This is a genomic window from Psychrobacillus sp. BL-248-WT-3 (genome assembly GCF_012843435.1).
GTDB lineage: Bacteria > Bacillota > Bacilli > Bacillales_A > Planococcaceae > Psychrobacillus.
In genome coordinates, this window is sequence record NZ_JABAFC010000002.1 from 177,201 (window position 1) to 202,841 (window position 25,641).

The window sequence follows — 25,641 nt, forward strand, 5'->3', positions numbered from 1 at the left end:
AGAAAGAAGGCAATTCTGGTCTAAATCGAACAGAAGTGCCTTCTTTTTTTGAACATGAAAACATTTTAAATATCGTAAGTTTTTTGTGCCTTCTTACAGCTAGTTAGATGCATGAAATACCGTTTATATAGATATCTTTCAATTCTCTGACTCGATGACTCGGCCCATATAGTATTCATCTACGTATTGACCATTAATGAGCAAGGAGTTTTTTCTTAGCCCTTCGTTTTCGAAGCCAGCTTTTTGGTAAAGTCTGTATGCCACCATATTCTCTTTTACAACGGTGAGCTCTAGCTTAGTGACCCCATTTTGTTTTGCCCAGAGAAATGCTCGGTTAATAAGTGAAGAGGCAACACCTTTTCTAGAGAATTGCTTTTTTACTCCTATTACTAAAGAGGAGCGATGTCTTGCTCTAGGAGCAGAATGACCTTGAAGTAATATAAAGCCGGCAAACTGTCCATTCATAATGGCTAGGAAAAGGACCGAGTTAGGCGAGCTTTTCCAAACAGTCATCTGCTTTCTTATATGCTGAACGGTCATTTGAAAGTCAGACTCCCCATACAGCATAAAGTCGGTTTCTGAAAAAATAGTCTCCTGCAAAGTAATGAAGGGACGAGCATCGTCTAGCTCTGCTTCGCGGATAACTAATATATCTTGATCTATGTCGTTTTCCTCATCCTCTACTTCATTCATTGCCTGAAAGATTACCGTCTCTCCTAAAACTACATCCTTTACTGAATACCCATAATTTATCCACGCAAAGTAGTGTAAGGCAGGTGGTTTTGTTTTTTTCCACCAGCTGCTGCTTAAGTAGGCTGCGTTTGGTAGTGCTTGCCCTATGATTGCCTCAATTTCTTCATATGTAAGGATAAATTCTTTTTTAATGCACTTTTTAAAGTAGTTAGATAGGGGAATATACTTACTCTCAAATTGTTTAACCATTATGAATTTATCACTCATTTCTATCTTTAAAATGAAATATAGGCTAATTATAGCATTTCCTTTTAACTAATCATATATCTAAAAGCATATTAATTGGTAAAAAAATACCTAAAAAGGATGCTGCCCATTAAAAGACAGCATCCTAGCTTATAGATTTATTAAATTTCAGTTAAATTTAAATTCAGTGCAGGTCCGAAGAATTCATAGTGGATATGATTTTTTGCAAATCCAAGCTCTAACAAATGATTGATCATCGTTTCCATAAAGCTTACAGGACCACATACATATACATCTCCATCTTTGTGAGAGTACTCTTTAATAATCTCTTTAGTTATATATCCATCTCCTTCTTCGGAATATAGAGATTTATATACGCCATTTTCCAAGGAATCTATTAAAGAGCGAATATCTTGTTCAAAGGGATGTAAATTCTTCTTACGTGTACTACATATAAAGGAAACAGAACGTTCAGGCTGATTGTTTGCTACTGTTTCAAGCATACTCATCATAGGTGTGATTCCTACTCCGCCGCTAATAAAAGTTACTGGAGCAGTTTCTTCCTTATTGAGCGTAAACTCCCCAGCAGGAGCGCTTATCTCCACTTTATCACCTATATTCATTTGTTTATGAAGATGTACGGATACTTTTCCTTCAGGATTGCTTTCGTCTTCTTTCTTTACGGAGATTCGGAATGCGTCTAAATTAGAAGCTTTAGATAGACTATATTGTCTGTTCATCAAATATTGTTCTCCTGGAATATTTACTCGTACAGTAATATATTGACCTGGTTCATAGGAAGGTAAGGCACCTCCGTCTGCAGGCTTAAAGTAAAAGGAGGTGATATTATCGCTTTCCTTCACCTTATCAGTAATGATAAAGTCTTTAAAAAATCTCCAGCCTCCTTCTTGATTTTCGGCTGCTACGTACATATCCTCTTCAATTCCTATAAAAGCATCTGCGATCACTCCATATGCTTCAGCCCATGCATTAATTATTTCGTCTGTTGCCGCATCGCCTAATACTTCTTTTATAGCTCCTAATAGATGTTGACCGACAATCGGATAATGTTCAGGCTTAATCCCTAAACTTACATGCTTTTGCCCAATTTGTTTTACGGCAGGAATAATAGCAGCTAAGTTATCAATATGAACAGCTGCAGCATAGACCGTATTAGCTAAAGCATTTTGCTGGCGACCTTTCTCTTGGTTAGCATGATTGAAAATATTTAATAGCTCTGGATGAGCCTCAAAAAGATTTCGGTAAAATGTAGTTGTAATTGCCACTCCGTGTACTTCTAAGACAGGAACAGTGGATTTTACTATATCAATTGTGTGTTGGGATAACATAAGCATCTGCACATCCTTTTCATTTTTAGCGCTATCCGTATGTGCTGCATGACATTTTCACAAGAGCATAAATAATAGCGCTTTGTTTATAAGTTCAACATACCCCTCATCAAAATTAAAAGCAATATTTAAAATACATCTTTTAATCTTTGTAAATAAACAGTCACATTTCTTTCACGAGTTTGTCATAGTAGGTATAATGGAATGAATGGCGGTGTTAGTATGAGAATGACAATGTATACAGACTTTTCGCTTCGAGTATTGATCTATCTAGGGGCAAAAAACAAAGGCGACCTATCAACTATTAAAGACATTTCAGAAGCATATGGTATTTCTAAAAATCATTTAATGAAGGTGACCTATGATTTAGGGAAACTTGGGTATATTGAAACGATTCGCGGCAGAGGTGGCGGTATTCGTTTGGCTATGGAACCAGGGGAGATTAACATAGGACAAGTTGTACGGAAGACAGAGGATGATTTCCATTTAGTAGAATGCTTTGATTGTCAGGCAAATCGATGTGTCATAACTCCAGCTTGCGGGTTAAGGAGAGTTTTAAATAGAGCACTAAAAGCCTATTTAACGGTGCTAGACGAATATACACTTGCAGACTTTCTTAATAACAAGGATGTATTAGCAAATTTACTTTTCAATGATAGACAAGATATATGATAAAATAAGGTCGGAAAAAGATTTTTAGGAGGATTATTCATGGAAAAGGTACTAGTTTTTGGACATCAAAACCCTGATACAGATACAATTACTTCCGCTATTGTATATGCATATTTAAAAAATGCAATTGGCGTAGAGGCTGAGGCAGTTCGTTTAGGCGAATTAAACAATGAGACTAAATATGCACTTGAGAAATTTGGGTTTGAAGCTCCGCGATTGATAAAAAATGTAGAAACCGAAGCGACAAAAGTAATTCTAGTTGATCACAATGAAAAACAACAAAGTGCAATTGGAATAGAAGAAGTACAAATTACAGAGGTTATTGACCATCATCGTATCGCTAACTTTGAAACAGCAGATCCCTTGTATTATCGCGCAGAGCCAGTAGGTTGTACTGCTACGATCATTAATAAAATATTTAAAGAAAAAGGTATCGAAATACCATCTAACATTGCCGGCTTGATGCTATCCGCTATTGTTTCAGATACGTTATTATTTAAATCCCCAACATGCACGGAAGAAGATATTACGGCTGCGCGTGAATTAGAAAAACTAGCAGGTGTAAATGTGGAAGAGTATGGCCTAGCTATGCTAAAAGCAGGAGCTGATCTTAGCGATAAGAGCCTAGAGGACCTACTTTCGTTAGATGCGAAAGAGTTCACTATGGGTGAACATAAGGTAATCATTGCGCAAGTCAATGCTGTTGATGTAAATGATGTGATGGGACGTCAAGAGCAATTAGAAGAATTGATTAACATGGAAATTCAAGAAAAAGAATTAGATCTATTCTTTTTTGTTGTAACAGATATCTTGAATAATGACTCCGTTGCTTTGGCGTTAGGAAAAATGGCATTAAAAGCGGAGGCAGCATTTAATGTGGCATTCGTTAATAACGTTGCATTGTTAAAAGGAGTCGTTTCTCGTAAGAAGCAAGTAGTACCGGCATTAACAGAGGCATTAGCTGAATAAATATAAAAATTTCTACTGTAGTTTATAGAAAGTAACATTGGAAAAATACCCTAAGAGTAAAATCTCTTGTGGTATTTTTTTATAGTAGAAAACTCAAGAAAAAGAGTTATCTCCGTCGTTGGATAGGTTGCAAAAATAGTTTTATTAATAACTAAGAACTAGTAAAAACAAATCTTTATCAGGAAAAAATAAAAAAATTTACGTTATGTTGTTATTTGTAGGACAAATAGGGTATATAGCAAAGAGTATAAAATTAGGAGGGAACATAATATGGGGTGGCTTGAGACCTTTGTTGATGGGTTCAATAATATTTTATGGACTTATATATTGATTGCCTTGCTCGTTGGAGCAGGCTTGTATTTTACGTTTAGCACAAGATTTGTTCAGTTTCGTTTGTTTGGAGAGATGTTTCGTTTAATTACAGAGAAAAAACAAGAAAAAGGGGGAGTATCTCCCTTTCAGGCTTTTACGATAAGTACTGCTTCTAGAGTAGGTACCGGTAATATTACAGGTGTAGCATTAGCTGTAGGAATAGGGGGACCTGGAGCAGTTTTTTGGATGTGGATTATAGCTGTAATTGGGATGGCAACTGCATTTGTAGAAAGTACTCTTGCACAAGTATATAAGGTAAGGGATGGAAAAAATTTTCGTGGCGGTCCAGCATACTACATGGAGAAAGCCTTAGGAAATCGTAAACTAGGAATAGTTTTTAGTATTCTGCTTATTTTATGTTTTGGATTTATATTTAACGCAGTTCAGTCGAATACAATTGCTGCTTCCGTTGGAGATGTATTTAGCATACCTCCTTATGTAATTGGAATTGTTTTAGTTATTTTAACTGCTATTATAATTTTTGGTGGTGTTCGAAGAATCGTTAGTGTTACCCAGATAGTTGTTCCAGTTATGGCTTTATTCTATCTAGCTATTACTATTTTTGTTGTACTAACGAATATTTCTGAAGTGCCGGCCGTTTTCAAGTTAATAATTACGCAGGCTTTTGGTTTAGAGGAAGCAGTTGGGGGAACCATTGGTGCGGCTATTATGCAAGGTGTTAGACGTGGATTATTTTCAAATGAAGCAGGAATGGGGAGTGTACCAAATGCTGCAGCTACAGCTAGCGTATCCCACCCAGCAAAACAGGGGTTAGTGCAAAGTCTAGGTGTGTTTTTTGATACCATTATTATTTGTTCAGCAACTGCATTTATAATTATATTAGCAGGTCTTTATAGAACAGGAGAGGATGATGGAGTCATCCTCACACAAAATTCCTTAGCGGTTCATGTTGGTGAATGGGCACCTTACTTTGTAGCAATAGCAATTCTTTTCTTTGCGTTTAGTTCTATAATGGGGAACTATTATTATGGCGAAACCAATATAGAATTTATGAATGCAGGTAAGGGATGGTTAACTGCGTATCGTTTTGTTGTATTAGGGATGGTAATGTTTGGTTCAATAGCACATGTTCAGCTCGTTTGGAACCTTGCAGATTTGTTTATGGGACTAATGGCAACAGTAAATATTGCTGTCATCATAATTTTAGGTAGAGTAGCCTTTAAGGTATTAGACGATTTTACAAGACAACGAAAAAAAGGGGAAGATCCAGTCTTTTATGCTAAATCAATACCAGGACTGAAAAATACAGAGTGCTGGGATGAAGAGGATAGATAATCAGTAAAGAAGCTATACCAAATATTTTATAAAAAGCTGCGAAAATTTTACGAGTCAGTAAAATTTCGCAGCTTTATTTTTATCTAATAATAATTATTTTGCCAAGAAGTCTTTGTATAAGGTGTTCTAGCCGTACCAACCTATTATAAAAACTAGTTGTATTTTACCTAATGCGTTTTGTAATAATATGGGACGGGTATCAAAGGATTAAGAGAGTTACTATCCATCAATTTACGTTCTGTGCAGCAACTTCATAAATAGAGTTTCTTTTTAAATGCAGAATTATAATCAATCGACAAGCTTTAGCCCTACTCAAGCCCTATGGAAAAGCATCCCCAAGATCTAAAATCCATTCTACTCTCTTCTTAAAAACAAATAAATTTTATTATTCTCTTTGAATTGTTCGTGTTTATCCTTAAAAAAGGAATTTAGAAATGGATTCTGTTGAATAAACTTTCATGAATAGATAGACACTAGTATAAATAAAGGAGGAAACAAAATGACAGAAAAGATATTACCGGGAAACTTAGAGTCTTATTGGTTAGCTAATAATGAACTCCCATTGTTTCCTAAGTTAAATGAAAATATAGAGGTAGACGTATTAGTAGTTGGAGCAGGTTTAACAGGGATAACTGCGGCATATTTACTAAGTAATAGCGGAAAATCAGTGGCAGTTATAGAGGGAAGTAAAATTTTAAGCGGAACAACTGGTTTTACAACAGCAAAGGTAACCGCCCAGCATGGACATGTCTACCAGCAGCTGATTAATACCTTTGACGAAGAAAAAGCAAAGTTATACTATGAAGCACAGGTGGACGCTCTTAACTTCGTGGGACGTACTGTCTCAGATTTAGGTATTAAATGTGATTTTGAAAAAGTACCTGCCTACATATATGCAGATACGGAAGAGGGAGTAGATACTGTTACAAAAGAAATGGACGCCTATCAGAAATTAGGTATTGGACCTGCTACTCTAACGGAAGAAACAGAGCTTCCATATCAGGTGAAAAAAGCACTTAGGTTAGACAACCAAGGACAGTTTCATCCTGTAAAATATGCCAAAGCTTTAGTTGATCACTCAGTACAAAATGGCGTACATTTCTTTGAAGAGACTAGAGCTAAAGATCTTCTATCAGACAATATTGTTAAAACAGTAGAAGGTCATAAGATAAAAGCAAAGAAAATTCTCGTTTGCAGTCATTATCCTTTTAATGATGAAAATGGTTTATATTTTACACGGTTAGAACCACACCGGTCTTATGTCATAGCCGCACCTGCAGAAAAAAGCTCTCCGAAGGGTATGTACATTAATGTAGAGCAACCCACAAGGTCAATTCGTTCAGCCTTAGGATCAGATGGGAAAAGATATATTCTGTTGGGCGGAGAAGGTCATGTGACAGGAAGGCAGGAGGGAGATACTACTGCAAAGTATGAAACTTTAGCTGCCTACGGTCGAGAAAAGTTTAACTTTCAATCGTATAACTATCGATGGTCTGCACAAGATTTAGAAACATTAGATAAAGTCCCTTATATTGGTGTAATGACTTCTGACAAACCAGATGTATTAGTGGCAACTGGATACCGAAAATGGGGGATGACTAACAGTGTAGTTGCTGCTCAAATTATGGTAGACAATGTATTAGGAAAAGAAAATCGATTTGCAGAATTCTTTGCACCTACAAGATCAAAAATGAAAAAAGAAGATATTACTAAATTCACAAAAGCTAACGCGAGTGTTGCTAAGGAATTCGTTAAAGGTAAGACCGAAAAAGTAGACCTCCAACTAGAGGATTTAAAAGTAGGTACAGGTGATATTGTAAAAGTAGAAGGAAAAAAGGTAGGCGCATACAAGGACGAGAATGGAAAAGTGTATTTAGTTAAACCAGTATGCACCCATATGGGGTGCGATGTTGCGTTTAATAATGCAGAAAGCTCTTGGGATTGTCCATGTCATGGTTCACGCTTTAACTATAAAGGTGAGGTGCTGGAGGGACCAGCGTTCGAACCATTAAAAAGATTAAACTAAGAAGGCTAATGTTATTAGCCGTTATATAAGGGCCAAGAAAGTTATTTATACCTTCTTGGCCCTTTTTGTGTTGTTTTCCTTATTCCCAATATCAGATATCATTAGTATTGTCTTTCTAAAGTATATCGATTAAAATTATCGATATACATAAAGGAAGTGATCGATATAAAAAGGAGAAGAGGGTTTGTTCAGCTAGCGATACTACATTTGTTGGAGGAAGGTCCAAAGCATGGTTATCAGCTGATGAAGGAATTAGAAAGGCGAGCTGGGGGATTTTATTCAGCCAGTGCTGGGACCGTGTATCCAGCTTTGCAGGAATTGCTGGAGCAGGAAATGATTGAGTTGTTACTTGAATCAGAGAAGAAAATTTACTCTCTGGGTGACAAGGGGAAGTCTCGACTTAAAGAATACTCTAAACAAAAAACAGAAGATTTTTGGGACAATTGGCAAGCGAGATGGGAATGGCAAAATTCTTCGGAGGCCATTCAGCTTAAAGAGACACTCGATCTATGGGAGGATGAGCTAAGGAAAGCAGTTAAAGCCTCTAGAAAAGATAAGGAAAATACAATTCGGTTAACAGCTTTCATGCAATCTATTACAAAGCAATTGCAAAAAGAAAATCTATAGAAGGGGGAGATAATATATGAAATCCCTACAAAAGCTGCTTCGTTATTTAAAACCATATACGGTTTTTGCTATATTAGCTCCTTTACTCATGTGTTTAGAGGTGGCAATGGATTTACTCCAGCCAACGATTATGCAGCATATTATCGATAATGGTATTGCGGAAAATGATAATGCCTATGTTATCCAGATGAGTATATTAATGCTCGTCACTGCATTTATCGGTTTAATAGGAGGAGCAGGTTGTACGGTTTATAGTTCCAAGGCTGCAGTCAATTTTGCTGCTGACATTCGGAGAGATGTCTTTCAAAAGACACAGCAATTTTCTAGTGGTAACACAGATACCTATGGAACGGGAAAACTTATCACGATTGTGACAAATGATGTCACTTCAGTACAGCAGGCATTAATGATGACATTACGTATTTTCGTACGAGGACCATTGTTGTTTATAGGCTCAGTTATTATCGTATGGGTCACTGCAAGAGAGTTATTTCCAGTATTATTAGTGACTATACCCATTTTAATGGCATTTATTTATTTCTTCTCATCAAGAACAGGCAAGCTTTTCGTCAAGGTACAGAAGGCAATGGATAAAGTAAATACGAAGTTACAAGAGACATTTTCTGGTATTCGAGTTATAAAAGCATTTAATCGAAAGCATCATGAAATAGAATCTTTTAAAAATGTGAATGACACTTTGACTAAAAGGAATATGGCTGCAGAACAAGTCATCTTATCGCTAATGCCTGTCATGTTATTTATCGTAAACGTAGGTGTTGTTTTTGGGATGTGGATGGGTGCCATCAAAGTAGATGAAGGGACTATGCAGGTTGGAGTTATTCTAGCTTTTATTAATTATCTTAATATTATTATGAATGGTCTTATCTCAAGTAGTCATGTATTAATGCAAATTACTCGTTCCTTTACCTCAGCAAACCGTATTCAGCAAGTTTTAGATACGAATATTGAAATACAAGAGCCAGTAAATCCGATACATCAAACTTATGTAACTGGAGAAGTAGAATTTAACCAAGTTAACTTTAGCTATAGTAAAAACGGTGAATATGTCTTAAAGGACATCTCATTTCAAGCGAATCCTGGTGATACAATTGGCATAATTGGATCAACAGGAAGCGGTAAGTCTACCCTAGTAAAGTTAATCTCTCGGTTATATGACCCAGACACGGGAATGATTCGAATAGGTGGTAAAGATATTAAGGAATATCCTTTAAGAGAGTTACGAAGCCTAATCGGATTTGTCCCTCAAAAGGCTACCTTGTTCTCTGGTACCATCGAGGAAAACTTACGCTATGGAAATGAAAATGCAGATATAAGACAGATGGAAAATGCAGCTCGCTCCGCAGTAGCCTACGAGTTTATCGAGAAACTGGAGCAAGAATTTGAACATGAGCTGATGCAGGGTGCAACCAATTTATCCGGAGGGCAGAAGCAACGCTTATCTATGGCGCGGGCCTTTATTCGCCAGCCTAAGATTCTAGTTTTTGATGATTCTACATCTGCCGTAGATGCGTTGTCTGAAGCAGCAATACAAAAGACTTTAAAAGAACAGTACGGAGAAGCAACAGTGTTTATCATTTCTTCTAAAGTATCTTCTATCATTAATGCTGATCAAATATTAGTCATTGACGATGGTCGTATAGAAGCTACTGGGTCACATGATGAGCTTCTGCAGACTAGTAAGGTATATAGAGAGATTTATGAAACGCAAAGTGGGAAGGGGGTCCTTTCAGATGAATAAAGCATCCACTCAACCACCCAATGCCATGGGAAGGGCTCGAGGTCCAAGAGGGTTCGGAGGCCCTGTGGTCAAGGCAAAGGATAGTAAAGGCACCATTAAAAGAATATGGGGTTACTTAGAGAAACAAAAAATAGCTCTCATTGCAGCAAGCGGCTTTGTTATTGTGTCCACCTTGCTAAATTTACTTGCACCATACCTTATCGGAGTCATAATTGATGACTATATTATTCCTAAGGATTTAAATGGAACTCTTCGTTTCTTAATATTTTTAGCATTAGTATATACAGCATCTTCGATATTCACTTGGCTACAAACATTTTTAATGGTGCGAGTGTCGCTAAAAACCATCCAAACACTGCGCCAGGAATTGTTTATTAAATTCCAAACCTTATCATTACGATTTTTTGATAAACGGACCCATGGAGATCTTATGAGTCGTGTGACGAATGATAGAGAGCTTAAATAATGCATTGAGTCAAAGCGTTATCCAAATATTTTCTTCCATTCTGATGGTAAGTGGAGTGGCTATCGCAATGTTTGCATTAAACTGGATATTAGCGATCGTATCACTGCTAATCATTCCGCTTATCATTTTTACTACGAAAAAAATTATCAAATATAGCAGCAGTAACTTTATAAAAAGACAGCGAGATTTAGGAGAGTTAAATGGTTTTATAGAGGAAGCAATCTCAGGTAATGAGGTTATTACTCTTTTTGGTCAAGAAGAGAATACGTTTAATAAATTTTCAAGTGTAAATGAAAGGCTGCGAGGCTCTGCCATGGCTGCTGATACAGTATCCGGATTTTTAGGCCCAATCAATAACTTCATCAATAATCTTGGACTTGCGCTAATTATCGGAGTAGGGGCAGTGATGACAGTACAAGAGATGGCGACAGTTGGAATTATTGCTGCTTTTGTTACCTATTCTCGTCAATTCTTCCGTCCGATTAACCAACTATCTAACCTGCTTAACACTTTTCAATCTGCGATAGCAGGGGCTGAAAGGGTATTTGAGATTATGGATGAATCACCAGACATGCAAGATAAGGATAATGCTTTAGATATAAAATCCTTCAAGGGGGATGTACAATTTTCTCATGTAAACTTCTCATATGAAAAGGAAGCCTCTATCCTAAAGGACATAACCTTTCAAGTAAAGGCAGGAGAGAAGGTTGCATTAGTTGGTCCCACTGGATCCGGCAAAACGACGATTATAAATCTACTTATGCGCTTTTATGATATTGATTCTGGAAATATTCAAATAGATGGAGTTAACATTCAAAACTATAAAATTAGCCAGCTTCGAGAAAAAATTGGAATCGTGCTTCAAGATACGTTCTTGTTTTCTGGAACAATTATGGAGAATATTCGCTATGGACGTTTAAATGCTTCAGATGAGGAAGTTGTAGCTGCAGCCAAAATGGCATCTGCTCATAGTTTCATCAAGCACTTACCAGATCAGTATGAGACCATCATCACCTCCGGCGGCTCAAGTCTTAGTCAGGGTCAGAGACAGCTCCTAGCGATTGCTAGAGTAATATTGGCGGATTCGGACATTCTCATATTAGATGAAGCTACTTCTAGTATAGATACGAAGACAGAAATAGAGATTCAGCGAGGATTAAATAGGCTATCAGAAGGAAGAACAAGCTTTGTGATTGCACATCGACTAAAAACGATAGAAAACGCTGATCGAATATTGGTTATCCATCATGGGACACTAATTGAATCTGGAACACATCAGGAGTTGCTACAGAAAAAAGGGTTCTATTCTGACCTATATGAAAGTCAATTTAATATTTAAAATAGAAACTTTGTGGGGCTTGTCAATGGCCTCACAGAGTTTTTTAAAATTAAAAGTATTTTAGAACTAATAACTTTAGGAGGCTAAAGTGAAATATAAGTCGAATTATACAACAAAAGATATAAACCTTAGTATGAAAGTAGCTAATTTTTTTTGCGTTTTAGAGCTATTTTCAATAGAGACTTTCACAACTTAAAGAAGTAGCTTTTAGTACAAGAATGTTCAATAATTAAGATAAGAAAAAAAAGGAATTGAGGTGAAAAGAATGGAGAGAACGTTTTCGGTCAAACTATTATTTGAACATATTTCCTCGCCTGAATCTATGCCTAATAAAACATTTGAAGAAACCATCAACATCGTTCGAGCACCTAGATTTGAAGATGTAGATCGTTTAGTAAAGGAACATTTTAAAGACGTCACTTATACCAATGCCTTTGGAGAAAAGACAATAATAAAATTAGTGATGATTCTTGATGTTTTCGAAATGGTTGACAAAATTGAAGAATCATTAGAATTTGCAGAAGTCTACAGCCACCATATAATCCTCGATGAAGCAGCTCACCTAGATAGAACTTATTGAATGTGCTTCAGTTTTAATAGTAGGTCACTTAGATCTCCAAATAGATAAAGGCGAGTAACTGGGACGGACATGTTCGGGTACTCGCTTTTTTTATAATGTTGATTTCCATTGTGGCGGACGCTTTTCGCGGGCACGGCTCCAGCCTTCTCCCTCGCTTTGCTCAGTCCGGGTGCTTCCGCTCGTGCTGTTCCCGCAGAAGTCGCCGCCTCCATTTCAATCAACTTTTCCCCCTAAAAGTAGAAAACAGTAACCAAAACCTCAAGTTCATTAATGACCTTTTTAGTAACTTCAAGCACAATTGACTTAACATTTCACATCCCGACAACTCAAGTATAAAATAATAGGAAGTTGCTTAGGAAAATCAATACAAATAGAACCAATAAAAAGACCCTCAGTTTTGAACTGAGGGTCTTTTTACCTTAACTATTAAAGAAATTTAGATTCAGGCTTGATTGAAGTGATTGAAGGTTTGTCTTCAATTGCTAATGTAATTCCGCCTGTTGTTGCTACCAATAAAGCAGCTACGCAAAATAATCCCACTAAAAACTTTTTCATAGTAATTCCTCCCAGTTAGATACTTTTAATTGTTTTATATGATAATTAAAACCTTGTTCATAATAAATTGTTGACTGCTTATACTGTTTATCACTAGATAGCTTTTTAGCTAAAACATTTGAATAAATAGAGCAATGTTTATACTCCTGTTTACTTTCAAAATAATCCAATGCTTCTTTGAAGGTAGCTATTAGATCTTTCTCTTCAAATAATATAGCTTTAAAAATGCTTAAGTGGTGTGTATACAACAATTTATTGTTTTCATTTAATGAATCTAGTAATTCTAATCCTTTATTTAACCAAACTTTGGCATTAACAAAATCACTAATTTTATAATAGGATTTTATTATAGAAAAGATAGTGATTATGCTATCGTTTGGACTGGATTTTACACTTAAGCTATTTTGAAAATGATTTAATGCTTGCTTTTGGTTTTTGAGCAGTGAATGACAGGCACCTAAATTATGCTCAATCATGCCAATGAATTTTGATGATTCTATTTTTGAACTAATCTCCATCGCTTTTTCATACGTAGCTACTGCATCTTTTAAAACACCTGTATTTTTTTGTGCTATTCCTAAAATAACTAAGCATTCTATGGACCGTTCAATCAGAATCTCTTGATTGAAGTAGGATAGCGCCACTTTAACGTAGTCGATAGCAAGGATATACCTTGACTCTGAAAGAAGAGATAAGCTGGATATATAGTAAAGTTCTGCCATTTCCCAATCTTCCATGCGATAGCTTTTAATTAAAGAAAAGACTTGCATAAAAATTTCAGTTGCTTGCCTAAATTCATTGTTTTGATAAGCTATAATGCCTTGTATGGTAGAGAGATAAAATAGCTGCTCAGTAGTCATTTCTTTCTTGAATTCTTCCAAGATTGCTAAATTTGTTTGTACTTCACTTGTATAATTTGGAAGCATAAGAGTAAGTCTTGTCTCCATTACTAGAAGTGTTAGCCGATTAGGCTCGAAAGGATGCTCTTCTATGTAGACGTGGAGGTCTTGATATAGACTTTTTGCTTTCAATTTATCTCGAGAATTAATAACGCTTTTAAATTGGCTTTTAAACTGTGATAATTTTACTTCATTGCCATTGCTGTTCAATGCATCGACCGGGATATTTAACCTTTTTACTAGATGTTGTTGTATATCCTCACTAGGGATAACTAACCCATTTTCTATTCTACTTAGATAAGAAGGAACGCAAATACCTGAAGCTAAATATTCCTGCTTCATGTTTTGTCTTTGCCGTTCTAATTTGATTAGCTGCCCTATATTCACCTAATTCAACCCCCCTCGAGTAGGATCTAAATAGGAAACAAAATCAGATACTATAATAAAGATAGCATAAAAAAACTGAAAAAAGTATAGAATTGGATTATTATGAAAGTGAATGTTAAAAACTATAGAAAAAATGGTGTTTTTGTATATCACTTTCCTAAAATGGTTATGAATATTTTAAAAGTTGTAATTTAATGGTACCGATATGAATTTATTTTACTATGAAAATAAAGTGATAAAATAGTCTTTTGGGAACCTTAAAGTTAAAATTTTACATTCAAAACCTGTTGAATAAGCAAAAAACTACGCTTGGCGTTTACACTTTCTTAGGTGAATTTAGAGGGTTAAAGTTATCTTATTCTACATTAGAAAGAAATATGACAGATAGATTCTAAGATAATCCTTGTCCTTGTGTAAACTCTTTATATAATTCATGACTACTTAGTAATTCTTCATGTGTACCGGTGCCTGTAATTTCTCCCTGCTCTATAAAGAAGATTTGGTCTGCATGCATGATGGTTGCCAATCGATGGGCGATGATTAAGGTAGTACGACCATTCATTAATCGTTCTAGTGCTTCTTGAACAAAAGATTCTGATCCACTATCTAAGTTTGAGGTAGCTTCATCTAATAACAATATTTTAGGGTCATGTAAGAGTGCTCTTGCGATTGCTATTCGTTGTCTTTGCCCGCCAGACAGCTTCATTCCTCGTTCGCCCACAAGCGTATCGTATTTGTCAGGAAGCTCTTCTATAAAGGACGAGGCATTTGCAGCTTTTGCAGCCTCTATAATTTTTTCCATCGAAGGGATTTTTGTCATACCATAAGTCATATTAGATAAGATAGTACCGCTCATCAAAGGGCTTTCCTGTGATACATACCCCATTTTAGAACGCCAATCCCTTAACGGTAGTTCGTGAATAGGAGATCCGTTAAAACAAATTGCACCATGGTCAGGCTCATAAAACCTCTCGAGTAACGAAAATATAGTAGTTTTACCCCCACCACTTGGTCCCACAAAAGCGGTGACTGTACCAGGCTTTGCTTCAAACGTAATTCCATTTATAATTTTTTTGTTTTCTCCATAAGAAAAATGAACGTCTTTAAAAGTTATTATCCCATCCTCCAACGCTGTTGATGATTGGTCCTCAACAGGTTCACTGTCCATTGCAAATATTTCTTGAATTCGTTCCGTTGCTCCAACAGCCTTTTGGAAGGAGGTAAAGAACGTTGCCATTTGAGCAAAGGGAAAAATTATTTGAACTAAATAGAAGATAATTGCCACAAGGTCTCCAGCAGAGAGTGTGCCATTAGAAACCTGTAATCCTCCATAACCTAAAATGACAACTAGGATAGCCATCATAATAAGGGTCATAAAAGGGGATATGAATGATTGAATCTTGGCTTCCTTCAGTCCATACCGATAAAGTCTTTGGATTGCCTCTCCGCCACTAACGGTTTCATTTTCTTCTGCCCGGTAAGATTTTACTAGTCTTATCTCAGATAGAACTCTACCTAGCAATCCAGAAAATGAGGCCATTTCTTTTTGGGTTGCCTTCGCGACCTTATGCATCATAGAACCTAAAGGCATCATAATAGCCATACTTAGTGGAACGCTTATAAGCATGATTAATGTCATTTTCCAGTCTATAAAAAATAGAATGATAACTGAACCAATGATCGTTATGATACCTGATACAAAATTAACTAAGTGGTCAGTGATTAATGATTTTAATGTAGAAGTATCTTGAGTGATACGACTCATTGTTTCGCCGCTTTCATGTCGGTCATAGTAGGGAATCGGTAAATGAAGAACCTTGCTCCATAGCTTGTTTCTCAAATCAGCAACGACAAATTCTCCTATGTAGGACAAAAGGTAGTAGGAAAAACCACCGAACACGGCCTGCAATATAAATACAGCCAATAACAATAGGATAAGTGTCCAATTGAAGCTAGCTGAGGTCAATGAGTCAACTAGTGTTTTAGTTACTAAAGGTACTACTAAACTAATGACCGTGCTTAATAAGGAAAGGACAATAGCTAAAACTGCTATTTTAACTGGCCACCTTAAGCTTTTCAGTAATTGGAAAAAATTTTTAGTAGAAGAGGACATGCTAAATACTCCTTTCTCCATTTCTTATACCAAAAAAATCGTGCAAACTAAAGCTGCACGATTATTATAAAGCCTGAGTCTCCGCCTTAGGTCTTTTTTGCAACTCTACGACTAGGGGGTCTGCAGACATTTCTAAAAGACTAGCTTGCTTGTTTTGCAAATCTAATCGCATTTTTTCTGTTTCTAATAGGAAATTGTCGTATTTAAGCCGTTCTAGTTCAATTTCATCCTTTATTACCTTAGATTTCATAGACTGCATTTTGCGTAAATGGGTTGTCCAAATAGCCGTTAACGGAATTGAAAAGACCATTACTATAGCAACAAGGCCAATAAAAAGTCCAATAATATCTTCCATTTAAATACCTCCTCTTCTTTTTTCCCTAGTATATACGAAAAATACAGAAAATAGTTTCCAATTGAGTTAAATTTTAAAAAAAGACGTATATCTTAACGCTTTTCTTTAATGGCAGGCGACTTAAGAGGGGAGTAAATAGATAATTTTTAGAAAATGAAAAAGCTAATCTAAGGAATGTATTATCCTTTGGATTAGCTTTTCAAAAATCATGTTATTTATTTAAGTAGGCCCAAGCGTATTGAGCATAAAGCTCTGCTCCTGTTACAAGTGAATCTTCATCAATATTAAAGTTACCATGGTGATGCGCCCACTCTGTATCCTTTTCGGAGTTTCCGCATCCTACTAGTGCAAAGCTTCCAGGGGCTTTTGTTAAAAATGCTGAGAAATCTTCTCCACCCATAGTAGGCTTTTCATCATATACAGAGTCAGAACCAAATGCTTCGCTTGCTACCTGTTGAACAAGCTTTGCGCTTTCTTCCTCATTATCTACTGCATCTGTTCCACGAGTATAAACTACTTCTGCTGTTGCTCCGTAAATTGCTGCCACGTTTTCCGCATAGTCTTTAATACTCTGTTCCATATGATCACGAGTTTCGGGGTGGAACGTACGAACTGTTCCTTCAATTTCTGCATTTTCAGCAATAACATTGAACCTAGTACCAACAATCATTTTTCCGATTGTTAGTACTGCTGGACTTTGTGGATCGATAGTGCGAGAAACGACCGTTTGAACGTTCATCACAAAGGAAGAGGCTACAAGGGCAGCGTCAATACATGCCTCAGGAATAGCGCCATGCCCACCGCGACCTTTGAACTTTACAGTGAAAAGATCGGCTGCAGCAAATGAAGGTCCAGGGGTGCAGGATACTTTACTTGTCGGCATTTGTGACCAAATATGTATACCGAATACATTGTCCACACCTTCCATAGCACCTTGTTCAACCATAGCTTTAGCACCTTGAGCAATTTCCTCTGCCGGCTGGAAAAGCAAGCGAACCTTTCCAGGCAGCTGGTCCTTCACTTCAGATAATGCCTTAGCAGCAATTAGTAGCATAGACGTATGAGCATCGTGTCCACAAGCATGCATTTTTCCTTCTATTTTAGATGCGTACGGCACATTATTTAGCTGCTGTACCGATAGAGCATCCATGTCGCCGCGTAATGCCACAGTTTTTCCATCAGTTTTGCCATAGATTTCTGCGATAACTCCTGTAGGCTCTGTTTTACGATAAGAAATACCTAGCTTGTCTAAATAGTTACAAATAAATTCTGTAGTTTTAAATTCTTCAAAAGATAATTCTGGCTCACTATGCAATTTCCTACGTAATTCAGTTAGCTCCTCACTGTTGTTTTTTATGGATTCCTTAATTTGAGTGTTAATCATGATGTTCCCTCCGTTAGTCGTAATACTGTTTCATATAAAATAGTTGCTCCCTTAGCAAGGTCCTTAGTATCCGACCACTCTTCCGGGCAATGACTTAGACCATCCCTGCTAGGGATAAAGATCATCCCACATGCAGTATAATCAGAGAAAATCATGGCATCGTGACCTGCTCCACTACTAATCTGGCAATAGGAAATGTCTAGTTTCTCGCATGCCTCTGTTAAAAGAGAGTGAACTTCTTTGTCCATAACCTTTGGCGTCGTGTGAAGCAGCTGCTCAGCGACGCTTTGCACGTTCGAATTATTTTTAGATTCAATTAGTGCCATTATCTTATTAATTGCTTGCTGAACTTTTTCCTCTTCTCCTGAACGTATATCTACTGAAAAGATTACTTTGCTTGGAATTACATTAGAGCCGTTAGGGAAAACTTCTAATTGTCCTGTAGTAATAACGGTCCCATGTCCTACTTCTTCAGCAAGCTTTGGAAATGCGGAAATGATTTGTGCAGCTGTGACTAATGCGTCGGCTCTTTTATCCATAGGTGTCGTACCTGCATGACCGGCTCTGCCTTGAATAGTAACCTCTAGCTGAGTTAGACCAACAATAGCATCCACAACACCTATAGATATGTTTTTTTCTTCTAAAATAGGACCTTGTTCAATATGTAACTCCAAAAAAGCTTTAATCGTTTTCGGGTCACGGTATTTTTCCTTAGTAAAATCTAAACCAATATTAGTCATGGCTTCTTTTACTGAAACTCCGTTTTTGTCTTTGATGGATTGAAAATCATCTTCAGACAATAGCCCCATCATTCCCCTAGAGCCCATTAGCCCACCGCCAAAGCGAGAACCTTCCTCCTCGACCATTGCAATGACCTCCAGCGAGTTAACTGGATGGATTTGCTGTTCCTGAAATAAAGCGGCAACTTCTAAACCGACTACAACGCCAGCCGCTCCATCGTATGCTCCTCCGTTTGGTACAGAGTCAAAATGAGAGCCTACTATAACCGATGGTGCACTTGGGTCGCGACCTTCGAGTTTTCCAAAATATTCCCAAGACCATCCTCTGAAACAGTTAAGTTATAATTTCTCATCGTGTCTTTTATATAGTTTCTAGCTTCCAAATCTTCTTTTGAATAAGTTAATCTTGTTACCCCTGCTTCTGGGGTAGCTGTATATTGACTTAAAAGGTTGATATGCTGCTCTATTCTTAGTTGATTGGCTATCATTCTATCACTCCTTATAAGAATCCTACGAAGATACCAGCGAGTACAACAGATACAATTGTTACACTAATGAATCCCCCAACTAGCATTGGTGGGAGCATGTGGCTAGTTAAAACTTCTCGTTCCTTCTCATCCTCGGTTAAGGCCTTGATCACTTCGTTTGTAATAATGTAGTCTGCAGGGAAACCGTATAGTGCGGTTAAGGAAACAGCAAACGCCATGTTTTTACTTACCTTTAATATCTTACCGATGATGAATGAGAATATGTACATACCAATTACTCCTAAGATGATCGTACCGACTAACGGATATAGGATTTCCATAATCATAGAAGGAGTTGCATTTTTTAAAGCATCGAAAACAAAAAGCATTAAAACTAGAATACAAATACCGAAGCTGTTTGCCTTTTGAAGTACATTGCGTTCTAAGAACCCGATGCTTCCTGAGATAATACCGAATAATAAGCAAAGAACAAAGGGACTAATTTCAATAATAGGGTTCAAAAGTGTAGAAACCCCATACGCTAGGAACCCGACAAAGGCTAGTCTAAATAGCTTGAAATAATCTGTATTGTATTTGGCAGGTAGGTTTTTAAACATTTTTAGTTCTTCTTTAATATTCTCTGTTGAATTTTCCGCTTGTCCGTCAAAAGTCAATTCTCCCTGACGGAATTTGTTCAAAAGATATTTACCTTCTTTCTTAAGAACAAATGATGTAAGGGGATATCCTGCAAATCCTTGCATGACGTATATAACAATTGCAAACACAGATAAGGTGGTAAGCCCTGCATTTGCTGCACCTTCTGACATGATTAAGGCAGAAACAACGCCACCAACTAATGGCGGGATCGCCACAACAATGGTTTCAAAATCGAACAATAGAATACCAATTGTGAATAGTATGACAATTATACCTAAAATTCCAGCTAAAGATATTAAAATAGTTTTCCATTGTTCCTTTAACTGTTTAATAGAAAGAAGTGTTCCCATATTTGTAATTAGCAAATAGATCATCATAGTTGCAACTACAGGTGGTACACCGGCTATAGAGACAATTTCCTTTGGGAAAAAGGTCCAATATCCAATGATAAAAAGGACGGCTGATACGAAAACAGAAGGAATCCAAGCCTTTGTCCGAGTGGAGACCAATTCTCCAATAAATAAAATAGCAATAACGAGAACCAAAGCAATCATTTGTGGCATAATTTTCCGTCCTTTCAGATAATAAAGAATAATCAATATATTAACATAAAACTTTACTAGAATAAAGTATATAATATATTTCAGAATAATTAATTTTTTAAGTGGAAATGTAAGTGTTTTCATATAGTAATAGGAAAAGGGCATTCCATTTTTATTGGAATGCCCTTTAATATTAAAAGTTATTCAGCAGGATTTAGCTCTAACTCTACTGAAATTTTGATATCTTCGCCGACTAACACGCCGCCTGTTTCAAGTGCCTGGTTCCAAACTAAGCCAAATTCTTTTCGGTTTACCTTAGTCTCTGCTGAGAAAGCAACTACTTCCTGTCCCCAAGGATTTTTACCTTTACCACCGTATTCCACTTCAAAAGTCACAGGCTTAGTTACATCTTTAATAGTTAAGTTACCAGTTACATCGTATTCGCCTATGTCAGTGTTTTGAATTTCAGTAGCCTCAAATGTTATAGATGGGTATTTCTCTGCATCAAAGAAATCCTCGCCACGTAAGTGATTATCACGATCCTCGTGGTTCGTATTGATTGAATTAACATCAATATTAAAAGTGATAGATGCGCCAGTTAAATCCTCGGCCGTACCCTCTAAATCAGCAGAAAAGTGAGTAAAGCTACCTTTTACTTTAGATACCATCATGTGTTTTACAGAAAAATCGATACTAGAATGTGCAGCGTCCAAATTAAATTTTGTCATTTTCATTTCCTCCTACATTTCTGTTTTTAATAGCAAATTCAAACGTAATAGTTTGAGAGTAACTTTTGGTTACTTTATGTAAGTAACTATAAATTAATAATATAATTACGTCAAGTAATTTAATTACTTTGGTTTTACAAAAAATATGAACAGGCGTATAATACTTAGTGATAGAGGTGATTAATATGAAGGAATTATCATTATGTCCGCGACTTTCCAAGGCAATGGAATTGTTAGGTAAAAGATGGACAACTTTAATTATTTATCAATTATTAGACGGTTCTAAGAGGTTTAATGAGATAGAGTCTTCTCTTCCTATAAGTGGACGTTTGTTGTCCGAGCGATTAAAAGAATTGGAAAGAGAAGGGATTGTGCAAAGAACACTTTTTTCTGAGGTTCCAGTTCGAGTAGAGTATAATTTAACGGATAAAGGTATGGCTCTTAAGGAAGTCATAACTGGGATTGAAACCTGGTCCAAGGATTGGTTATAATAAGACACTTGAAAGTTTATATAGGTAAACGCATAGTATGTAAGGTGATAGGTTAAAGAAGAAAGGATTGTCTTTTTTGAACAAACAAGTATGGTACAAAGAATTAATTACAAAGCTAGATCCAAGTAATGTGAAAATAGACGAAGCTCTTCATGTACACACGATGACTCGCATGGGTGGCATGGCTGACTTATTTGTTACACCTGAAAACGAGCAAGAAGCAGCTTTTATAGTTGACTATACTCATAAAAACAATATCCCACTGTTATTGCTAGGTAATGGTTCTAATATGGTTGTCAGAGACGGTGGAGTACGTGGCGTTGTTCTTTGCTTAGAGAAGCTAGATAAAATTGTTATTGAAGGTAATCATGTATATGCTGAAAGTGGAGCTGCTATTATAGATGTCTCCAAAGCCGCTGCAAAGGAATCGTTGACAGGTTTGGAATTTGCTTGTGGAATTCCTGGAACAGTTGGTGGAGCAATGGCAATGAATGCAGGAGCTTATGGCGGAGAAATCAAGGATGTAATTTTGCAGTGTACTGTTCTTACTCCTGAAGGTGAAAAACTGGTACTTTCAAAGGAAGAGCTGGAGTTAGAGTATCGTAAAAGCATAATTACAAAAGAAGGTTACTATGTCTTATCGGCTGAATTTGAGCTGAAGCCTGGAAACCCAGAAGAAGTAAATGCTAAAATTGCTGATTTAACCTTCCAACGAGAGTCTAAGCAGCCATTAGAGTATCCTTCTGCTGGAAGTGTGTTTAAACGACCGCCTGGATACTTTGCTGGTAAGCTAATTCAGGATAGTGGTTTACAAGGGAAGGGCTTTGGTGGAGCAGAGGTATCTACTAAACATGCAGGTTTTATCGTCAATAAGAATAATGCAACTGCTACAGATTATATAAATACAATTGAAATGGTGAAAAAAGCAGTGCATGATAACTTCGGGGTTGAGTTAGAACTAGAAGTTAAAATAGTTGGGGAAAATAGTAAATAATATAAATCTAGTCCTATGAATATACATTATTCATGGGGCTTTTTTTATCTTCAAGTATCAGGCTCTATTCCAAGAAATTTAAAATGATGGGCAGGGGTTTACCTGATTTTGTCGAATTATGACATAGAAATACAAAGGGGGTAATTATTTGAAGAGAGGCAGGAAGGTACTTCTTTGGATATTAGGAATACTAGTGGCTATTGTAATTGTGGTTGTAGTCGGCTTAAATGTTTTTTTGTCTAACACTAAGCCTATTATTCGAGGAGAACTGGCAGTAAAAGTATTGAATGAAGACGTTCAGGTTGTACGGGATCAGGATGGGGTTCCTCATATTAAAGCTCAGAGTGATGAAGATCTTTATCGTGCTCAAGGATTTGTGCAAGCGCAGGATCGCTTATTTCAGATGGATTTAGCTAGGAGGCAGGCGAGTGGCCAGCTAGCAGAGGTAGTTGGTAAAGGGGCATTAGATACAGATAAATTCTTTTTAACCTTTAGCCTTCGAGATGCAGCTGAGAAATCCTACGCCGGCTATAGTGACGAAGCAAAGCAGGTTTTGAAGTGGTATACAGAAGGGGTAAATGAATTCATTGATTATGCTATAGAAGAGGGAAAGCTCAGTTATGAATTTAAACTATTAGGCTATGAACCAAGAGAATGGTCTCCAATTGACTCTTTGGCTGTCGGTAAATTTATGGCATATGATTTAGGTGGAAATTGGTCAAGCCTAGCACTTCGACATTGGGCAATTAATGAGTTTGAGCAAGAAAAGGCGGAAGAACTATTTATCACTTATCCAGAGGATGCACCTTCTATTATTGAGGCGAATTTAAATAATCCAGTTGCTGTTAGTGGTAGATTCGATGCAGCTATTCTACCTAATGAATTTAATGGAAGTAATAACTGGGTTGTTAGTGGAGAAAAGACTGCTAGTGGAATGCCGCTTCTGGCAGATGATCCACATTTGGGTTTAAGCACCCCATCGATTTGGTATCAAATGCATTTAGAGTCACCGAGTCAAAATGTAAGTGGTGTAATATTCGCTGGAATACCTGGTATTATTTTAGGACATAACGAAGAAGTGGCATGGGGAGTAACAAATGTTGGGCCCGATGTACAGGACTTATATATTGAAACGCCAAACCCAGATGATCGCACGAAATTTATGTATGAGGGTAAATGGGAACAGGCAGCTATTCGTAAAACGAATATCAAAGTAAAGGGAGAAGAGGACGTGCCATTTGAGGTGTTGGTGACACGCCATGGACCAATTATTTCTGATGTGCTTTTCAAGGAAGAGAATCCTTCTGCATTATTTTCTATGCAGTGGACAGCGTTAGAGCCTACATTAGAGTTACAGGCTATATTAAAAATGAATAAGTCCTCTAATTGGGAGGAGTTTGAGAGTGCTTTAGAGGACTTTCATGCTCCAGCACAAAACTTTGTATTTGCCGCAAAGGATGGGACAATCGCTTATAAAGCTAATGGTAGGATACCGGTCCGTAAAACAGGTGATGGACAGCTTCCGGTTCCGGGCGATTCTAACGAATTTGGCTGGACTGGATATGTACCTTATACAGAACTGCCTAAGGTTGTTAATCCTGAAGAAGGTTTTATTGCAACAGCGAATAATGAGGTTGTCGATGAATCCTATTTATACCATATAACTGATTTTTGGGCGCAATCTTATCGTTACGAAAGAATTGCTGAAGTGTTGGCAAGTAAAAGTGAGTTAACTAAGGAAGATATGATGACACTACAGATGGATCAAAAAAATTTATATGCGCGTGAATTTTTAGCTTCCATGGTAGGGTCGGTAGAAAAGCAAGATAGCGAAGGGAAATATAATGATGTTCTAAAAGTGTTAAAGAAATGGGATCATGTTGATGATAAAGATCAGTCAGCACCATTAGTTTTTCATAAATGGATGAAGCAGCTTCCAAAAACAATGTTTAAGGAGCAAATGCCTGAGGACGTTTATGCCATGTTACCTGGAAAGGGCAATATTTCAGATCAATTATTACGGAAAGGGTATAAAAGCGAAGCGAGTGCTTGGTTAGAGGAGTACGGTGGAGTAGATAAGTGGGTCTACGATTCTTTTACAATTGCAATAAATGAAATTGAAGAGGATTTTGGGAAAAACGAAGCCAAATGGAAATGGGGAGACTATCATCAATTAACGTTTGATCATCCAATTTCAGGTGCCTCTCCTATACTTGGTTACTTTTTAAACCCTAAACCAGTACCAATAGGTGGATCTAACATTACGGTTCAAGCAGCAGGTTATAAAGAAGACGGAAGCGTAAATCACGGTGCATCCTGGAGATTTGTAGCTGATTTAGCTGATCTCTCAACGGCCTATCACATTGTAGGGCCAGGGCAAAGTGGACACATTAAATCAGAGTGGTACCATAGCCAGGTAAGAGATTGGGCGAATGGTAATTATCACACTACGGTGATTAACGGCGACATAAAGGATGGCTTTGAATTAATATTAAAGGCAGATTAAAGAGATGAATTAAGAGCATCGTTAAATGAAATCTAGGAATTTTATTATGGGTTTGGAAACTCGAACGTATGTGGTTATCCAGACAATTAGAAGGCACTTCTGTTCAATTTGAACAAAAGTGCCTTTTTAGTTTGGGAAACTATAAAGTTCTAAACCTGTGGATAAATTGATGTCTAGCTCCACCGCCTTGCCCCTCGGGGTCAAATGGATAAAAGCTTTGGTGGCTGAGGAACCGCCTCCTCGCTTTTCTCCATTTGCCTGTCGGGGCAGGGATAGGCGGTTGCGCTTTTCTGGATGTCTAGCTTCACCGCCTTGCCCCTCGGGGTCAAATGGATAAAAGCTCCGGTGGCTGAGGAACCGCCTCCTCGCTTTTCTCCATTTGCCTGTCGGGGCAGGGATAGGCGGTTGCGCTTTTCTGGATGTCTAGCT

At 37.2% G+C, this 25,641-nt stretch carries 19 protein-coding genes and 2 pseudogenes; 11 read left to right on the top strand and 10 right to left on the bottom strand.

What is annotated here, in order from left to right; all coding sequences use genetic code 11:
* Positions 1–138: 138 nt before the first annotated feature.
* Entirely contained in the window at positions 139–942 is an 804-nt protein-coding gene (locus HF876_RS02660; RefSeq protein WP_169358496.1) for a GNAT family N-acetyltransferase, read from the bottom strand.
* Positions 943–1,100: 158 nt separating this feature from the next.
* A complete protein-coding gene (gene hmpA, locus HF876_RS02665) occupies positions 1,101–2,288 on the bottom strand; it encodes an NO-inducible flavohemoprotein (RefSeq protein WP_169358497.1) in 1,188 nt (395 codons plus the stop codon).
* A gap of 222 nt (positions 2,289–2,510) precedes the next feature.
* Here hmpA and HF876_RS02670 point away from each other — a divergent pair, with 222 nt between their 5' ends.
* The 8 genes and pseudogenes from HF876_RS02670 (at position 2,511) to HF876_RS02705 (ending at position 12,394) form a co-directional block, all read left to right on the top strand.
* Positions 2,511–2,960, top strand: a complete 450-nt coding sequence (locus HF876_RS02670; RefSeq protein ID WP_169358498.1) for an RrF2 family transcriptional regulator — start codon at positions 2,511–2,513, stop codon at positions 2,958–2,960.
* Positions 2,961–2,999: 39 nt separating this feature from the next.
* Entirely contained in the window at positions 3,000–3,929 is a 930-nt protein-coding gene (locus HF876_RS02675; protein WP_169358499.1) for a manganese-dependent inorganic pyrophosphatase, read from the top strand.
* Between the two features lie 270 nt (positions 3,930–4,199).
* Positions 4,200–5,597: an alanine/glycine:cation symporter family protein gene (locus HF876_RS02680; RefSeq protein ID WP_169358500.1), complete on the top strand. Its 1,398-nt coding sequence runs from the start codon at positions 4,200–4,202 to the stop codon at positions 5,595–5,597.
* 499 nt (positions 5,598–6,096) lie between these two features.
* Positions 6,097–7,623 (top strand): FAD-dependent oxidoreductase, encoded by a 1,527-nt coding sequence (locus tag HF876_RS02685; RefSeq protein ID WP_169358501.1) that lies wholly within the window; start codon positions 6,097–6,099, stop codon positions 7,621–7,623.
* A gap of 156 nt (positions 7,624–7,779) precedes the next feature.
* Positions 7,780–8,250 carry a helix-turn-helix transcriptional regulator gene (locus HF876_RS02690; protein ID WP_169358502.1) on the top strand — a complete coding sequence of 157 codons (471 nt, stop codon included), beginning with the start codon at positions 7,780–7,782 and terminating at the stop codon, positions 8,248–8,250.
* Positions 8,251–8,266: 16 nt separating this feature from the next.
* Entirely contained in the window at positions 8,267–10,009 is a 1,743-nt protein-coding gene (locus tag HF876_RS02695) for an ABC transporter ATP-binding protein (RefSeq protein WP_169358503.1), read from the top strand.
* A gap of 25 nt (positions 10,010–10,034) precedes the next feature.
* A pseudogene (locus tag HF876_RS02700) lies at positions 10,035–11,814 on the top strand (ABC transporter ATP-binding protein).
* 265 nt (positions 11,815–12,079) lie between these two features.
* Positions 12,080–12,394, top strand: a complete 315-nt coding sequence (locus tag HF876_RS02705; RefSeq protein WP_169358504.1) for a DUF4288 domain-containing protein — start codon at positions 12,080–12,082, stop codon at positions 12,392–12,394.
* Positions 12,395–12,820: 426 nt separating this feature from the next.
* Here HF876_RS02705 and HF876_RS19090 read toward each other — a convergent pair whose 3' ends face one another.
* The 8 genes and pseudogenes from HF876_RS19090 to HF876_RS02740 form a co-directional block, all read right to left on the bottom strand.
* A complete protein-coding gene (locus tag HF876_RS19090; RefSeq protein WP_277347066.1) occupies positions 12,821–12,949 on the bottom strand; it encodes a hypothetical protein in 129 nt (42 codons plus the stop codon).
* Entirely contained in the window at positions 12,946–14,235 is a 1,290-nt protein-coding gene (locus HF876_RS02710) for a helix-turn-helix domain-containing protein (RefSeq protein ID WP_169358505.1), read from the bottom strand. The genes HF876_RS19090 and HF876_RS02710 overlap by 4 nt, the downstream gene beginning before the upstream one ends.
* 391 nt (positions 14,236–14,626) lie before the next feature.
* A complete protein-coding gene (locus HF876_RS02715) occupies positions 14,627–16,348 on the bottom strand; it encodes an ABC transporter ATP-binding protein (protein WP_240949594.1) in 1,722 nt (573 codons plus the stop codon).
* A gap of 64 nt (positions 16,349–16,412) precedes the next feature.
* Positions 16,413–16,703 (bottom strand): hypothetical protein, encoded by a 291-nt coding sequence (locus HF876_RS02720; protein WP_169358507.1) that lies wholly within the window; start codon positions 16,701–16,703, stop codon positions 16,413–16,415.
* A gap of 211 nt (positions 16,704–16,914) precedes the next feature.
* The gene (locus HF876_RS02725; RefSeq protein ID WP_169358508.1) at positions 16,915–18,087 is read right to left on the bottom strand and encodes an amidohydrolase; all 1,173 of its coding nucleotides are present in this window, start codon (positions 18,085–18,087) and stop codon (positions 16,915–16,917) included.
* Positions 18,084–19,315: pseudogene (locus HF876_RS02730) on the bottom strand (allantoate amidohydrolase). The gene HF876_RS02725 and the pseudogene HF876_RS02730 overlap by 4 nt, the downstream one beginning before the upstream one ends.
* A gap of 11 nt (positions 19,316–19,326) precedes the next feature.
* Positions 19,327–20,514, bottom strand: coding sequence for a hypothetical protein (locus tag HF876_RS02735; RefSeq protein WP_169358509.1), 1,188 nt, complete (start codon positions 20,512–20,514; stop codon positions 19,327–19,329).
* Positions 20,515–20,693: 179 nt separating this feature from the next.
* A complete protein-coding gene (locus tag HF876_RS02740) occupies positions 20,694–21,221 on the bottom strand; it encodes a YceI family protein (protein ID WP_169358510.1) in 528 nt (175 codons plus the stop codon).
* A 185-nt stretch (positions 21,222–21,406) separates the two neighbouring features.
* Here HF876_RS02740 and HF876_RS02745 point away from each other — a divergent pair, with 185 nt between their 5' ends.
* The 3 genes from HF876_RS02745 (at position 21,407) to HF876_RS02755 (ending at position 25,212) form a co-directional block, all read left to right on the top strand.
* Complete coding sequence (locus HF876_RS02745; protein WP_169358511.1) at positions 21,407–21,712, top strand: winged helix-turn-helix transcriptional regulator; 306 nt, start codon at positions 21,407–21,409, stop codon at positions 21,710–21,712.
* A gap of 76 nt (positions 21,713–21,788) precedes the next feature.
* On the top strand, positions 21,789–22,706 hold the full coding sequence (murB, locus tag HF876_RS02750) for a UDP-N-acetylmuramate dehydrogenase (protein WP_169358512.1): 918 nt from the start codon (positions 21,789–21,791) through the stop codon (positions 22,704–22,706).
* Between the two features lie 148 nt (positions 22,707–22,854).
* On the top strand, positions 22,855–25,212 hold the full coding sequence (locus tag HF876_RS02755; RefSeq protein WP_169358513.1) for a penicillin acylase family protein: 2,358 nt from the start codon (positions 22,855–22,857) through the stop codon (positions 25,210–25,212).
* The last annotated feature ends 429 nt before the right edge of the window (positions 25,213–25,641 follow it).